General features: G+C 49.4%; 10 protein-coding genes and 1 CRISPR repeat array (1 of these 11 running past the window's edge). Of the genes, 9 read left to right on the top strand and 1 reads right to left on the bottom strand.

The window, feature by feature from the left end:
• Window positions 1-447 precede the first annotated feature (447 nt).
• A complete protein-coding gene (locus NEA10_RS00725) occupies window positions 448-681 on the top strand; it encodes a hypothetical protein (RefSeq protein WP_252663327.1) in 234 nt (77 codons plus the stop codon).
• On the opposite strand, the gene NEA10_RS00720 is transcribed toward NEA10_RS00725, so the two are convergent.
• Complete coding sequence (locus NEA10_RS00720) at window positions 654-1,562, bottom strand: helix-turn-helix transcriptional regulator (RefSeq protein ID WP_252663326.1); 909 nt, start codon at window positions 1,560-1,562, stop codon at window positions 654-656. The two genes, NEA10_RS00725 and NEA10_RS00720, sit on opposite strands and share 28 nt — an antisense overlap.
• 126 nt (window positions 1,563-1,688) lie before the next feature.
• Between NEA10_RS00720 and NEA10_RS00715 the strand changes: the two genes are divergently transcribed.
• The 8 genes from NEA10_RS00715 to cas2 all read left to right on the top strand — a co-directional run bounded on the left by NEA10_RS00715 (window position 1,689) and on the right by cas2 (window position 11,474).
• Window positions 1,689-4,406, top strand: a complete 2,718-nt coding sequence (locus NEA10_RS00715) for a CRISPR-associated protein Csc3 (RefSeq protein WP_252663325.1) — start codon at window positions 1,689-1,691, stop codon at window positions 4,404-4,406.
• Between the two features lie 177 nt (window positions 4,407-4,583).
• Window positions 4,584-5,600 (top strand): type I-D CRISPR-associated protein Cas7/Csc2, encoded by a 1,017-nt coding sequence (gene cas7d / locus NEA10_RS00710; protein WP_252663324.1) that lies wholly within the window; start codon window positions 4,584-4,586, stop codon window positions 5,598-5,600.
• 15 nt (window positions 5,601-5,615) lie between these two features.
• Window positions 5,616-6,416 (top strand): type I-D CRISPR-associated protein Cas5/Csc1, encoded by an 801-nt coding sequence (gene cas5d, locus NEA10_RS00705; protein ID WP_252663323.1) that lies wholly within the window; start codon window positions 5,616-5,618, stop codon window positions 6,414-6,416.
• Window positions 6,403-8,691, top strand: a complete 2,289-nt coding sequence (gene cas3, locus NEA10_RS00700) for a type I-D CRISPR-associated helicase Cas3' (RefSeq protein WP_252663322.1) — start codon at window positions 6,403-6,405, stop codon at window positions 8,689-8,691. Before cas5d ends, cas3 begins: the two co-directional genes overlap by 14 nt.
• Window positions 8,692-8,694: 3 nt before the next feature.
• Window positions 8,695-9,561 (top strand): CRISPR-associated endoribonuclease Cas6, encoded by an 867-nt coding sequence (gene cas6 / locus NEA10_RS00695; RefSeq protein WP_252663321.1) that lies wholly within the window; start codon window positions 8,695-8,697, stop codon window positions 9,559-9,561.
• Window positions 9,558-10,142 (top strand): CRISPR-associated protein Cas4, encoded by a 585-nt coding sequence (gene cas4 / locus NEA10_RS00690; RefSeq protein ID WP_374111829.1) that lies wholly within the window; start codon window positions 9,558-9,560, stop codon window positions 10,140-10,142. Before cas6 ends, cas4 begins: the two co-directional genes overlap by 4 nt.
• A 33-nt stretch (window positions 10,143-10,175) precedes the next feature.
• A complete protein-coding gene (gene cas1d / locus NEA10_RS00685; protein WP_252663320.1) occupies window positions 10,176-11,183 on the top strand; it encodes a type I-D CRISPR-associated endonuclease Cas1d in 1,008 nt (335 codons plus the stop codon).
• Window positions 11,184-11,201: 18 nt separating this feature from the next.
• On the top strand, window positions 11,202-11,474 hold the full coding sequence (gene cas2 / locus NEA10_RS00680) for a CRISPR-associated endonuclease Cas2 (protein ID WP_252663319.1): 273 nt from the start codon (window positions 11,202-11,204) through the stop codon (window positions 11,472-11,474).
• Between the two features lie 264 nt (window positions 11,475-11,738).
• Window positions 11,739-16,166: a CRISPR direct-repeat array (repeat unit 37 nt; unit sequence CTTGCAATTCCCTAAAATCCCTTTGAGGGATTGAAAC); it runs 11,044 nt beyond the window's last position.

The following is a 16,166-nucleotide window of genomic DNA, read 5'->3' as shown; positions in this document are numbered from 1 at the left end:
TTCTAACCGGAACGGGTGTGGCCTTATCATCCCTCAAAGGTATTATTGGGGGGGGATAGCCCACGAAATTGCTCATTTTTCAATTCCTCAAAGGAATTCGCGCCCGTCAATGTAGCGCGCTCCGAGGCGTTATACCCCCCTTTCTGTCATCCTAGCACAGAAAGGTTGCAATCTATAGGTTTTTCCTTCAAACCTCATACGATCTCTGTGGGAGGGGGTCACTCAAACTAACTTCCCGGACATTCCGATTTAGGACAATTCTAGGACATCTGGTCATGTGGTTTATGTTCAGTAGGCCTTGGAGGTCAGGTCTACACCTGATATGTGGCGAGTTAGAGCCTGTTATCCCTAGCTGGCTGGTTGCGGTTTTATTTTTTATGTCATGAGAAATTTCGTGGACAGCGTGCTAGACTAGAATCTGTAAACATAGATAAGAGGCTCAACGATATGGATGGCCAAGGCAACGACAAGGCATTCCAAGAGTTATTAGAGCGCGTCTCTCGGGTAGAGGGTCAGATTCAACACCTTAACTATATTCAAGAACGGAATTCAGGGCGCGTCTCTCAGGTAGAGGAGGGTATGGACTGGGCCACGGGTCAGATTCAACACCTTAACTATATTCAAGGACGGAATGGAGAACTCGAAGACCGTCTTCATTTTTTGTATCCCGACGACGAGTAGGATGCCGTCTTAAATAAAGGAACTGAAGGCGGAGGACCGGAGTAGCGTTGCCACATCTGATGATGTTCCTGGGCCAACAACTCCCGTAGGCGAAGCGGTGAGATGATTTCACAATCTGGGCCATAGCGGCGAATCTCTCGCAGCAACCAGAAGGGATTCGCGACGTCACGCACAACCCGGCGAACGTCATCAACTATCTCATCCTCAATGTCACCCTCACGGCCGTCATAGGCCTTTGCTAAGCCACGATAAAAGTGTAAGTGTACTTTGATGGTATCCAAACCCTCCTCACGCCAGGGGACATCGGTGGGGACAATGGACAGGATACGATCGCGCCGTAAACAGCGGTTGTGATTCAATTCAGGAAAGTCACTATCTCGCACATCTTCCGTCTCGTCACACCAAATGTGCAGATAGTAGCGTTTCTCATGGAAATCGGACTGGACGTAACGAGCCGTGTAGGTGTTCTCCTCTCCCTGGCTATTGCGATAGAGAACCCGGAAGGATTGCTGTTTTTGGCGATAGTCTTCGATGAGAGTACGCCAGGCCTGTCCCGTCTTACTCAGTGTCTTCATGAGTGCCTGACGGCTGGCGGAATCTAGGTCGCCGCGATCGAGCATCAGTTGTAAGAGGGTTTCGGCTTCGGCAATGAATCCTGTGTCCGTTAGGAGTTGGGTGGCATGGTCTAGCACCTTGATTTGCTCCGGTGTCAGTGTAAATTTTTCGCCAAGTTCATACTCGGCTTCGGCAATGGCGACGATGAGTCCCGAGATACTGGGGGATTTGCCCCACATAATCCCGAGACGACGGGCGATCGCCTCCAATTTGGCCTTGGTTCCTGGGGGAATTGACAGTGTAATCGTCTCTTTTTTCCGTGACATCCACTAAATTATACGTGTACTCTTGACAGTCTGGGTCGTATATGCCATTATAAATCAAGTGCAGGTGCAAACAAAGGATTTTGACCCAGTTGCACTGAAGCTTGCAGTCTAGGGAGACCTAAATGGATGTTACGTTTATGTGAGGAGATTGAGGGGCGATCGCCCAACCTGGAAGAACGATATTTCAGCGAAATCCGCCCCCGACTCTATGAAAACCACGGTAAACACGCCCAATATGGCACTCGGGCCCGGCGTAGTCTGGCCGAACATCTCGATTCCGCCTGTCAGTTCGTCCTAACGGCGAGTCGCCGGGCGGAGTGGACCGAGGAGAGGCGATCGCACATCCTGGCCGCCACCGCCGTTCACGACCTCAATAAACTCGATGACCAGGGGCGCAACGTCAAAACCTTAGCCCGCGATCGCCCCTTCCTGGAGGCACAACTTCATCGCGCCTGTGTGGCCGAGTTTATCCGCAGCGATGACGACCTAGAACTCATCCGTCGTCTCATTGAACGGCATTCAGGCCATAACGTCAGCGATGGGATGCGCTTCTTACCCGAAGACCCCGATATCAACCGCCAGGCCGCCCTCCTGGTGGCGGGAGACTTATTCGACTTGGGCATTGAGGAAGACCAACGGATTCGCAAAGTTGAAACCGAACTCACCGTCGCCCTGCAACGACCCTATCGTCTATTCAAAGTGCGACTGACCGAAGATCGCGGCTACTTCACCGCCCTATTACTGGAGGCCTGTGAACAAGTCTTGGCGGCGAATCACCTCATCCCCCTGGCCATTAACCCGGATGGTCAACTGTTTTTAGGGGAGGCCTTCCCCGAGGAAGATTTGGCCCCCGCCATTGCCCGCCAATGGCAACGTCAAATTGATGCCGTCTTTGGGGCCAACGTCGCCCAACTGGTCCAACCCAGTAAAGATGGCATTAAAATCGATGACCAAGCCGTCCAACAAAACCCAGACGGGGCTTTGAATCAGGTCGATGCCCTCTTGGTGAAAAAAGCCAAAGGCTACAAAGCCGACAAAGTGGCCCAAGACATCCAAAAATATAGTAGCGATGCCGAAGCCGTCCGTGTTGCTGCCAACCTGGGATTACAACCGGTCTCCAACGCCGAGGAATTTGCCCAATCCGAAGCCTTGAAATGCGCCTATCTCAGTTATCGCCAAGCCGACGTGTCTCCCCAGGTAGCCTGGGACCGCATCGCCGAAATCGTGGGACTCTCCCCGGAACAGCGTCAGGCCCTCGAACCCTTTAACGCCCAATATGGCCGCTGTTTATTTGCCGCTAAAGCCGTCAGGGGAGGGTTAGAGACCATTGAACGGGCGATCGAAGACTCCTTTGAACAGCGTCGCAGCCAGGGGGAGGAAAGCGTTTCCGAAGACCTCATCCAAGCCGTCAGAGAACTACTCAATCTACCCCAGAGTCAGCCGTTCAGCGGATTTGACCAACTCAATGCCTACATCCAAGCCAACCCGCGCAAACGCTGTTCCCTGGGCAGTATGACCGGCGAGATTAGCGAACTTAAATCGCCGCAAATGCCGCCGGGGACTAAGGTTCAGTCTTTTTCCAATCGTCTGCCGGGTGGGATGAGTGGCGACCCCAAACGGCGGGGAGATGCCCTCTCAGCCTTGAGTTACCAACTGATGGCGGTGGGGTCGAACTTCCCTAAAACGGTGAAACAAGATCCCCTCTATTTACATCTGGCCCTCCCCCCAGGGTCAAGTTTGGAACTACGGCGGATTTGGCGCAAGTGTCTGCAACGGATTGCAGAAACCCATGAGGATGGGACTGTTACTGTCGATGAACTGCAACTGTATCGGGATCATGCTGTTGTGTTCAAGGCCAATAAAGTGGTGGGGTTAGCGGTTCCCAAACGTTCCCAGTTTGTCCATGGAACTGTCACCATTCCCATTCTTTGGGGAGAGGTCAATTCCTCCCTGGCCCTCTTGAAATCCTTACGTTTAGGGTTAGAAATGAGTTTGGCACTGGATATGGGATTTCCTCTTGTGGTCAGTTCTAACTTAGAACTTAAACCCAGTTGGGACTATTTTGCCACGGTGGATGGGATTCCTTCGTCTCTCCGTCCTCTGTTGGGAGATGGGCAGTATTACCGCCAGGGACAGTTGTTGAAAACGGAGAACGGTCAACGCCTAACGGCTGAAACGGTTTTGTTGCGCTTGCGCTGTTTAGGGGATTTGGCGATCGCCATCTCGGGGTTACGCAAAAAAGACGATTGTTTCTATCAGCTTGCCCGAGCCACAGTCCGACCCATCACCCTCTATTACGTCCTCTTGCGCTGGATTTTGCGAGAACAGGATGACCCCCATTTAGAGCATTTCTGGAAAAAAATTTCTACCCCCCTCAATCAACTCCTGGAGAGCCTTATGTCTGAAGAACATCAACAGGTTTCTGACTACCTCAAACGAGCTGCCTATCTGGCTGAATCTGCCACTCTACGGGGCAGTTCCTTTCGCCGCACTGCCCAAACGGAACCCTTTAGTGATTTTCTCAAAGCGGTGCGATCTAAAAAATCTCATCTCGATTGGGAGACGATGTTTGCCGCCTTAGTGCAGCAATATCACAATCGCTTAGACCGGATTCGGGAATATCAGGTTGGGGCAACTAAGTATGAGCAAATTAAAGGCTTTTATGATGTCTTAAAAAAGATGTTTGAAGATGTCTATGATTGCCGTCCAGAACGGTTGCTGACAGATGGTAAAACCTTGGAAGCGGCGTATCTTTTCTTCTTGCAGGAGGCACGTCAAAAAATCAAGGCAGAACGGGAGAAAAATCCTGAATCTGAAGCTTCTCCGACATCTTCTGAAACTTGAGGATATGCCCTTGTCCCCTCGTTACTTGGCTCCCCTCGTTACTTGGCTCTGCCAAGTAATGCTCCCCCGGAGGCTCTGCCTCCTGAACTGGCGGCAGAGCCGCCCCAAACTGTGCCACGGCAGAGCCATGGCACAAGAGCAATTTCTTGTCAACACTTCAAACTTGGAAACTTAATCATGTCTATCGAACGTTTAACCCCCTTTCTCGCTCCTCAGTACGAAAACTTCCCTAAAGGACGCACCATTGGCGTTGTCGTCTTGCGAACCACCAAATCCGAAACCATTTTCCGCACGGAAGGGACTGGAGAACCCATGTGTAGTGAGTATGTTCAAGCCGGTTTGGAAGATACAAATTCCATTCCCCGCTTGTTGATGACGAAGCGGAAACAGATTGCCCCAGAACGGCGGCGGGGACGGGAGTTTTTACGCAATCATGAGTTACTTAGGACTGCACCCAAAGGAGGAACTATCTGCTCTCTAAATACCAATGCCCCTTGTGAATTGTGTATCGATTGTTTCCTTTATGGCTTTGCCGCTGGGGGTGAAGGGGCGCAAAAAAGTCGGGTTTGGACGGAGGATGCCTTTACAGTTTTACCCGCAACGGAGTTAGTGGGCGATCGCACCATTAACGCGATTTTTGAAAATGGCACGATGCGGGATGAACAAAATAAAGCTTCCACTGCCCTCAACACCAGTGAATACATCAAACCGGGAACCCATTTTCTCGACATTGTCACCTTCAAAGATGTGACCGCTGATGAATTGCGGTATGCCCTGGGCAACCTGTTACTGACCACTCGCTATGGGGCAGTCTCTAGCCGGGTGGGACGGATGGATAACCAGATTTTAGGGGTCTTTGGCGGCATGGTGGAACTCCCCAGTTCCCTCGAACTTGTGCAAGGGGTATATGACCGTCTCCTCAACGACAACACCGCCCTAGAACATCCCTTGGATAGCAAGATGTTAACTGAGGCGACTGAGGCAATTCTCAACACTTGGACCCAGAAACGCGGGATTTCTATGAAACTCTCCCCCGATGAACTCAATGACTTGATTGAAGATGTCGATCGCCATTGGTCTTTAGAGGAACAGGCTAACTTCCTCAAACGGCTAGATGAGTCCTACGAACCCTATCGTCAAATTAAAGCCAAAGCCAAAGCCGACAACACCAAAGGACGCAAGACCAAATCTTAAAAGGAGAGTACCATCATGACTCAAGTTGACAACAGTTTAGCCAATCCGCCACCCCAGCCCTCCCCTTTTTCCCAGGCCCGTCTAGTGGAACTCTGGTGTGCGGAACCCATCTTTTTCGCGTCCCGGGAACTCTCAGATACGTACTACACCGAAGGAGTGATTGGCAATTATGCCCTGGCCTACGCCCTCGGTTGGGCGCGATCGCCCTATCGCCTACAAGGCAAAGAGACCGGGAAACCCCGCTATATCGAGGATTTAACCCCCCTCAACGGACAACGGTATATCCTACCCGCCTGGCCTCTGGACAATCGCCCCAGCTTCCGCTTTGAACGGTTTAATGCCCTTTCTGATTCCTACTGGTATGCCATGACCAATAACCGGGTGGCCACGGCCCGGGAAGACTTACCCCTAAATCGGACGGGGAAGAAACCCAACACCTATCGTCCCAGCAATTTTCCCCAAACCGGGCGGTTGCGGATGTTGGAACGGGGAAATCGCTTTCAAACCTTGGTCTTTGGCGAGGTGGCGTTACCGGAGTATATCCGGGTGGGCAAGTTTATGAGTAAGGTTCGCCTGGAGATGAGTGAACCCTTACCTGTCCAACGTCTTCCCAGGGGAACCTATTCCTGTAATACCTATCTCAATTCAGCGGATTTACCCACAGCCATTGACCTATTACGGTTTGATGTCATGTCGATTCCGCCGGCCCCCCTCCTGAAATATCTGCAATTTCGCGGCCCAGCTTGGCAGGTGGGGGACTGGATTTGTCCGGCAAATTTAGCTTTTTGTGGAGGTCATGTCAATGCAACCGCTTAATGTCAACTTGGAGGCGGCGGAAATTGCTATCGGAACCGATGCGGGATTTCCCGATTCCTTAAAACGGGCTTTTGAGGGGAAGGTGTTAGGACATCAACAGGAGTTATATCAAGCGGCAAAAACCCATGACCTCTTGTTAGATTTAGCCCCCACGGGAACTGGGAAAACTAAAGCTGGGTTCAGTGTCATCCTGGAGAACCCTCGGGGAAATGTGGTCTATATTGCCCCCACCAATGCCCTGATTGACCAACAAACTGCCGCTGCTGAGGCGTTTGTGGCGGCGGCGGGATTGCCCCATCTGGTCAAAGCGGCTTCGGCTGAACAGATTCGTCGTTGGCGGGATGACCGTGTGGGCAAACGGTCGGGGGAAAAACTCTATAATGTGTTGCGTGAACCCTCGATTTTGTTTCCTGAATGTGGTGGCGGTCGTCCGCTGTTGTTGGTGACGAATCCTGATATTTTCTATTACGCGGCGTTTTTTCAGTACAATCCCCTCGATCGCAGTAATTTGGCGAGTGTTTTTTATCGCAGTTTTGCCACGGTCATTTTTGATGAGTTTCATCTCTATGATGCTAAACAGTTGGTCAGCTTGCTGTTTTATTTGGTGGTGTCTCAGGTGTTTGGCTACTTTCAAAATAACCGCAAAGTAGTTTTGTTGACGGCGACTCCGGAACCAGCTTGTGATGAGGCGTTGAAGGTGTTGCAACAGTCGGGGGTTCGTATCTATCGTGTCGATGGAAGTCAAACGACGGGGGATTTGATTCCCTCGCAAACGGCGGTTTCTTTGGAGATACGTCCCTATCCGAGTAAGGAGGAGATGATTGAGACGGTGGTTCAGCAGGTGTGCGATCGCCGTCAACAATGTCCTCAGCAACAAGGTGCGGTGATTTTAGATTCTAAGGATACTCTCAACCGGATTAACGATGGATTAAAGGCGCGAGGGTATCAGGAGGATTGTGGACGAATTACGGGGGATACGCCGAAGGAGAAGCGCCATGATGCTGCCCAGAAAGCGGTGATTTTAGCCACCAGTACGGTGGATGTGGGGTTTAATTTTGAACGGGAGATTGAGGGCGATCGCCAAAACCTCGATTGGCTCATTTTTTCGGCGCGCGATCGCTTTGCCTTTTGGCAACGACTCGGTCGAGTGGGGCGGGTTTTAGGGAAATCTCAAACCCAGATTCCTTCCGAGGCGATCGCCTATTTACCGGAAGATGCTTGGTCCCAAGGATTAAATGAGATAGAGTCTCTGGATGGACGACACTCCCTAACCCAAACTCTGAATCAATTAGACAGCCTGCAACGCCCCTTTCTCGATATCTATTGGCGGTCGGAAGCGTTTTTAGAAATTGCCCGTCCTTTGCTGGAACTGGAAACCAGTTTGGAGAAGACTCCGGGGGCTGACTTGATTGTGGTTTTATATCAAACCCTACAAGCTGTCTTTGGGGGGCGCCGAGACTGGCAGTATTATCGACAACGGATGAAAATACTGCAAGGGGCGGAGGCGATCGCCCAAACGGAGACATCTAAAATTGCTAAGGAGTGGAAATACATCAAAGGCGGTCGCAATTGTGTCAAGAGTTTTTTACAAGCCTATTATCCGGAGGACTGGGAAGCGGTACAACGGGGTGACGAGTCGTTAGAGGCGGTCGAGACCTACATTCTTAACCAGCCTAAGGCAATTCAAATGCTCAAAAACTATGGGATTGTCTTGAAAACCAGCTATGCGCCCTTGTTTCGATTTCGGGATAGTTTGTTTGAGAATATCACCATCGAAGACTCTCAAGGATTTCTCTTAGACAGTTGTGGTGAAACCCGGTTAGACCCCTTGCATTTATTGCGATTTTATGAGTTTGTCAGTGAGGGCGATCGCTGCGTCTTAATCGACCGAGTCTCCGAAACCTATCAACTCAGTTTTCGCTTAGAGGTCGAGAACTTAGAGACATTTAAAAATACCCAACTCGCGAAACTTTCTGCCTTCCCCAACTGTGAGATTACCCGCACCCTTGGCGATTCTCCTCGTCCCACAGCGGTTCTCTCTCAACTCACACCGCCCTTAATGCCCGGTGTGATTGTGCAAGAACATCGTCGTAACCGCTGGGCAATTTGTAAACTGCAAAAACAGGGACTGGTGTCCTATCCGATTACCGTGGAAGATGGCCACGGTGACCAGGAAATCTATCGATTTTTTCCCAGTTTAGATGGCATTTTGGCGATCGCCGCCGCTGGTTTTGCCTTAAAATGTCCTGATAACGAAGAATTTTGGTGTATTTAACCCATGCCCTATAGTCTAGTTTTCAATTTCATTCCCGAAACCCTTATCCCCCCCGACTACGCCACTGGGCGACATCTCAACGCCCTCTTTATCACCGCTGTCAACGCCGTTGACCCAGAATTAGCCTCCTATCTCCATGAACAAAAAATAACCAAATCCTTCACCATTTCACCCCTACAAAAACTGCCCCCCAGTCGTCGTGACGCGCCCCCTCGAATTGCCCCAATTTTGCAAATTCAACATCGCCGTCCCATTCCCCCGCAAACTCCCTGCTGGTGGCGCATCTCACTCCTAGATGACCAACTTTTCGGGCGACTGAGTCAATTATGGCTTAATCTCAACCCCCGTCAACCCTGGCATTTAGGAGCAGCCAACTTACACATTACCAGTATTCTGGGAACCCCACAATCCACCCAACCCTGGGCCAATGCCTGTTCCTATGCTGACCTCTATGAAACGGCATCAGATTCTAATCGACGACTCAGTTTTCAATTAGCAACGCCGGTCGCCTTTCGTCAGCAGAAATATGATAGTTCTTTGCCAACGCCGGACTCTGTATTCCGCAGTTTACATAATTCCTGGAAGCAGTATAGTGGCATTGAATTAAACGGGTTTTCAACGGATAATATTTTTCCCTCTTACTTTGATATCAACACGGAAATCTTGGACTTAGATTTTCGCAAGAAAGGAAAATCGAGCAAGTTTATTGGAGCAGTTGGGTCGATTGATTTCCGCATTTTGGGAGATGTGGAGCCGGATACGATTAAAGCGTTGAATACCCTGAGTCAGTATGCCCTTTACTGTGGAATTGGTCGTAAAACAACCATGGGAATGGGGATGGCCCTGGCTCGTTCACCTCGGAGGTCATGATGTTAGAAATTCCGATTGCAGCCTTAAATCATTATGCCTATTGTCCCCATCGTTGCTGGCGAATGTTTTGTGCGGGTGAGTTTGTGGACAATGTCTATACCGTGGAGGGAACCACGGGACACCAACGCATCCATACCGTCGGCGAGGGATTCCGCGAGGAGGCTTGGCAAGTTCGTGGAATTTGGCTGAGTTCCCAACGCTACGGCTTGGTGGGAAAAGCGGATTTAGTCGAGTCCGAGGCGGGGGAGTTGTATCCCGTGGAGTACAAGCGGGGGAAGCAGAATCCTTGGGAAAACGATGATTTACAAGTTTGTGCGCAAGGGTTGTGTTTAGAGGAGATGACGGGACGGCCGGTGGCGAGGGGATATGTCTATTCCTTGCAATCCCGGCGGCGGCGGGAGGTGGAGTTGTCGCCGCAGTTACGGGAGAGGGCGATCGCCACCCTAGAGGCGGTTCGACAACTGCTAACCACGGGGGACTGTCCCCCAGCGGTCTATGAAAAACGGTGTCGTGGCTGTAGTTTATTCGATCGCTGTCTTCCCCAGGCGGCGACGAAGCTGGCCCGCTATCGAGAAGCGTAGGTTGGACATCCATATATATAAGGAGAAACAGTCATGGGTACGATGTATGTGATGCACGACGATGTGTTTTTGGGCAAGTTGGATGAACGCTTGCAGATTAAACATCAGGGAGAACGACTGGCGGATGTTCCCCTCTTGAAATTGCAGGGCGTGGTGGTGTTGGGACGGGCCACAATGTCCCCCTCGGTGGTGGATGTGTTGCTTGAACGCAATATCCCCTTGAGTTTTCTCACCCGCTATGGCAAATATCGGGGCCGCTTGGAACCCGAGGTGACGCGCAATATCTTTGTCCGTCGGGGACAGTGGACCGCAGCGGGAGACACGGAAACCGCCCGGACAGCGGTTCGGGGGTTTGTGCGTGGGAAGCTGAAGAATTACCGTAGTTTGTTGCAACGGAAACAGCGAGATGGTGAGGGGTTGGACGTGACGGGGGCGATTCAGCAGTTGCAGGGGGCGATCGCCGCTTTACCGAAAACCCCCACCATTGACCAGTTACGGGGTTATGAGGGGGCGGGAAGTGCGGCCTACTTTGGGGTATTTAACCAACTTTTGCAAGGAACGCCGTTTGAATTTACTCATCGCAACCGCCGTCCACCGAAAGACCCGGTGAACTCCCTACTGAGTTTAGGCTATGCCCTATTACGCCATGATGTCCAGAGTGCTTTGAACATTGTCGGCTTTGACCCCTATTTGGGCTATCTGCACACGGAACGCTACGGTCGTCCCTCTTTGGCCTTGGATGTGATGGAGGAGTTTCGTCCTTTGGTGGTGGATGCGATGGTGTTGAGTCTGCTGAAGAAGCCCAATGGTCTGGGTTTGGGGGATTTTGAGCAAGAACCGTTAAATGGGGCGGTTTCCTTGACGGGGGATGGGTTAAAGCGGTTTTTGCGGGCCTATGAGGAGAAGAAGCAGTCGGAGTTTAAGCATCCAGTGATGGGGCGCAAATGTACGTATCAGGAGGCGTTTGAGATTCAGGGACGGCTATTGGCGAAGTTCCTGATGGGGGAGATTGAGTCCTATCCGCCGTTGGTGTTGCGTTAGGGGGGAGGTAGAGAGACCATGCACGTGGTGGTTTGCTACGATATTTCCGAGAACAAGCGTCGGACGAGGATTCACAAGATTCTCAAGTCCTATGGCGAGTGGATGCAGTTTAGTGTCTTTGAGTGCGATTTGACGGAGATGCAATATGCACGCTTGCGGGGACGACTGGAGACGTTGATTCAGCCGGAGACGGACAACATCCTCTTTTATTTTCTCCGGGGGAAACATCAGGGGACCGTCGAACGGATTGGCTGTCCCCCACCGATGGATACGACGGTCTTCTTTTGTTAAGGAATGTTACGGTTTGCGCGAGAGGGTAGTTGTATGAGCGAGGAACTGCTGAAAATGGGCTGGATGGCTGATGGGGTCTGGGTTTCGGGCGTTTCCCGGGTCAGGGGGGCTCGCGCAAACTCTGTAATGCTGATGGGGTCTGGGTTTCGGGGTTTTCGGTTTGGGGCGAGGGTTGCTCCTTTGGGGCGATCGGTGTTATTCTTGGGGGGTCTCGCGCAAATGGACCTTGAAAACTCCATAGAATCAGGGTTCTGGAATGGGGGCCTTGCAATTCCCTAAAATCCCTTTGAGGGATTGAAACAATTGCGAAATTTCAAAAAATATGCTAGGCGGAGACTTGCAATTCCCTAAAATCCCTTTGAGGGATTGAAACGCCCTTCGATTTATCTCGCTGCCGATAGCTAATTCCTTGCAATTCCCTAAAATCCCTTTGAGGGATTGAAACTGTAGTGGTAATCGAGGAATTGAGGCGATATTTTCTTCTTGCAATTCCCTAAAATCCCTTTGAGGGATTGAAACACCACGCATCAGATAATCAGCCCAGTGGTGAATACTTGCAATTCCCTAAAATCCCTTTGAGGGATTGAAACTCGATGTGGGCCGGAGGCAACCGGCCCATTTTTTTCTTGCAATTCCCTAAAATCCCTTTGAGGGATTGAAACTGAATTTCAAGCTTGCAATTCTGATTTTTTAGGGCTTGCAATTCCCTAAAATCCCTTTGAGGGATTGAAACTTGTGAGCCAAAGAGCCCTTGCGGAAGAAATTTTTAATCTTGCAATTCCCTAAAATCCCTTTGAGGGATTGAAACCGGAGTTACTTCAACGGGATACGACAGCGATGTTATCAACTTGCAATTCCCTAAAATCCCTTTGAGGGATTGAAACACCAAATCGTAGCCTGTAAGGTGACAGATATCTACTTGCAATTCCCTAAAATCCCTTTGAGGGATTGAAACTCCGAGCAATCTTTTACGGCTTGGATTTCTGGCTCCTTGCAATTCCCTAAAATCCCTTTGAGGGATTGAAACGTTTTTCACGAATCCTCTTATTCTGCTACCCGCCGCTTGCAATTCCCTAAAATCCCTTTGAGGGATTGAAACAAGGGAACTAGATAAAGCCCTCAGACTCAAGACTTGCAATTCCCTAAAATCCCTTTGAGGGATTGAAACTGGCAAGCGGTTCTTTGCCGAGATTGCCAAGCAATTGGAGCTTGCAATTCCCTAAAATCCCTTTGAGGGATTGAAACGAGATGAAATCGTGAACTCTCTCATCTCCGCAAAAGCTTGCAATTCCCTAAAATCCCTTTGAGGGATTGAAACGGAGATGAAATCGTGAACTCTCTCATCTCCGCAAAACTTGCAATTCCCTAAAATCCCTTTGAGGGATTGAAACCTGATTTTGCTGCCACTCTTTCTCTTGGTCGCCGTGGCTTGCAATTCCCTAAAATCCCTTTGAGGGATTGAAACAGCTAATTGATACAAGTCCCAGGGAGAAGATGAAGCTTGCAATTCCCTAAAATCCCTTTGAGGGATTGAAACGCTTTAGACCCTGAATTTGCTGAATCCATCTATAACTTGCAATTCCCTAAAATCCCTTTGAGGGATTGAAACCTCGCTATACCCGATGGGCTTTGGCTGTCTTTCACTTGCAATTCCCTAAAATCCCTTTGAGGGATTGAAACCCAGTCCAAGACCACGAAGGGAAAGAAGGGCCCTAAGCTTGCAATTCCCTAAAATCCCTTTGAGGGATTGAAACCATTCCCCGAGACATCCGAGTAAATCTCCAGCCGTTGCCTTGCAATTCCCTAAAATCCCTTTGAGGGATTGAAACAGTCAGGATATGGCATCGAGAAACCCTCAGTATTCCTTGCAATTCCCTAAAATCCCTTTGAGGGATTGAAACGGGAGTAACCCCAAGGGCTTGGCTCTTTCCGAATCTTGCAATTCCCTAAAATCCCTTTGAGGGATTGAAACTCCTAGACTTACTCCGTGGTGGAGATAAGCGAGGCTTGCAATTCCCTAAAATCCCTTTGAGGGATTGAAACTGCTTAACCAGGGATTCTCGGTGGGTTAGGAAGACAACTTGCAATTCCCTAAAATCCCTTTGAGGGATTGAAACGGTTAGAGCAGCCATCAACCAGATGGGACAACGACTTGCAATTCCCTAAAATCCCTTTGAGGGATTGAAACTATCTGGAGTCTGGACTGAGGCTAGAGGGGTAAAGCTTGCAATTCCCTAAAATCCCTTTGAGGGATTGAAACAGCAGCTCGACCCAGCAAATACTCCAAATAAGCCTTGCAATTCCCTAAAATCCCTTTGAGGGATTGAAACATGATTGAGACCTAAACAAACATCAACGAGGACGCTTGCAATTCCCTAAAATCCCTTTGAGGGATTGAAACGGAGCGGGCCACCAATTGGATTAGGCATCAGGTGGCCCCGCTTGCAATTCCCTAAAATCCCTTTGAGGGATTGAAACGGGATTCCTAAAAAAAGCGAGCCGCTACTGGGATGCAGCTTGCAATTCCCTAAAATCCCTTTGAGGGATTGAAACGTTCAATCCCCAACTGGAGTCTCTGGCGCTGTTGCTCTAAGCTTGCAATTCCCTAAAATCCCTTTGAGGGATTGAAACCCGTCCAGGAGTTGCTGTGGAGTGATTATCTCACTTGCAATTCCCTAAAATCCCTTTGAGGGATTGAAACAGACATGAAGCGCCCCAACTTCCCTATTTACTCCGCTTGCAATTCCCTAAAATCCCTTTGAGGGATTGAAACCAGCAAGGGACAAACTCGACCCTTGCTGACTACCTGCCTTGCAATTCCCTAAAATCCCTTTGAGGGATTGAAACCCATCGCTCCTTTTTCCCCGAAGACCTGGCTGAACTCCTTGCAATTCCCTAAAATCCCTTTGAGGGATTGAAACATCTCGACCCCTAATGGGGTCATGTTGGCAACATGAACTTGCAATTCCCTAAAATCCCTTTGAGGGATTGAAACACCTGGCTTAAACGCTGGCAGAACTCCACCGCTTCACTTGCAATTCCCTAAAATCCCTTTGAGGGATTGAAACTACAACGCGACTCTTGCCCCTTACATCAATCCCCTCTTGCAATTCCCTAAAATCCCTTTGAGGGATTGAAACAGAACCGCGACGCTTATTTGGGGCTCGATTTTGCTTGCTTGCAATTCCCTAAAATCCCTTTGAGGGATTGAAACTGGTCATCGAGCCATCCATAGGCCGCTACCGAAATCTTGCAATTCCCTAAAATCCCTTTGAGGGATTGAAACAAAAACAGTGATTGGCGCACTACTGAGGTGGGACGCTTGCAATTCCCTAAAATCCCTTTGAGGGATTGAAACTTGAGCAGGCGATCGCCCTCCCACTCTTCCCAGCTTGCAATTCCCTAAAATCCCTTTGAGGGATTGAAACATGGCCATCAACTACATTCACTTACATTCACTCTCCTCCTTGCAATTCCCTAAAATCCCTTTGAGGGATTGAAACCGATAGACAAGAGGAAGGACTGGAAAGCTTCCGTTGCCCTTGCAATTCCCTAAAATCCCTTTGAGGGATTGAAACTTTCAGATTTCCCAAGAGAAGGGGGGAAATCGGGGGACTTGCAATTCCCTAAAATCCCTTTGAGGGATTGAAACCAGGGATTTTGGGGGGACAATCCGGCGATAGGAAATAGCTTGCAATTCCCTAAAATCCCTTTGAGGGATTGAAACGAGAGGATGAACTGGAGAGCGTTGGACTCCAAATTCTTGCAATTCCCTAAAATCCCTTTGAGGGATTGAAACAAATTATGACCATGCTTGCCGCTATCAAAATTTACAAACTTGCAATTCCCTAAAATCCCTTTGAGGGATTGAAACCTGGCTTTCTCTTCCTATGCCTACGCCTCTCCCGCTTGCAATTCCCTAAAATCCCTTTGAGGGATTGAAACTTTTTAGGAATCCCGAAAGCTTATCAAAAAAATGAAGATTCTTGCAATTCCCTAAAATCCCTTTGAGGGATTGAAACATTTTTTAGATGCAAGGCGGTTGGTAGCCGCCTTTTTCTTGCAATTCCCTAAAATCCCTTTGAGGGATTGAAACTCTTTCCTAGACCGCTCCGTCTCTGACCGTGCCCACTTGCAATTCCCTAAAATCCCTTTGAGGGATTGAAACTTTTACTTCTGGAGACTCGCCCCTCCAGGAATTCTTCTTGCAATTCCCTAAAATCCCTTTGAGGGATTGAAACCTGAATCTGCTTCAGGATTTCAACATCTTTTCCTGAGCTTGCAATTCCCTAAAATCCCTTTGAGGGATTGAAACTAATTATTCTGCTGAGTTTGAATCTCAGATGACACCTGCTTGCAATTCCCTAAAATCCCTTTGAGGGATTGAAACATTTCAATCGAGGAATTAGTGTAATGCCTTTAATCAACTTGCAATTCCCTAAAATCCCTTTGAGGGATTGAAACAGGAATACAAATGGCAATAGTCCTCATACCCTCCCTTGCAATTCCCTAAAATCCCTTTGAGGGATTGAAACGGAGACAATCCATCGCATCAATGTTGCGATGGTATTCTTGCAATTCCCTAAAATCCCTTTGAGGGATTGAAACGAAATAAGAGCAAAGGCATTGCGATAAAAAAAGCCTTGCAATTCCCTAAAATCCCTTTGAGGGATTGAAACCTACTCTCCTTGC

This window comes from Phormidium yuhuli AB48 (assembly GCF_023983615.1).
Lineage (GTDB): Bacteria > Cyanobacteriota > Cyanobacteriia > Cyanobacteriales > Geitlerinemataceae > Sodalinema > Sodalinema yuhuli.
Note: the sequence above shows the minus strand (reverse complement) of the source record. Positions and strands in the feature narration are given on the sequence as shown.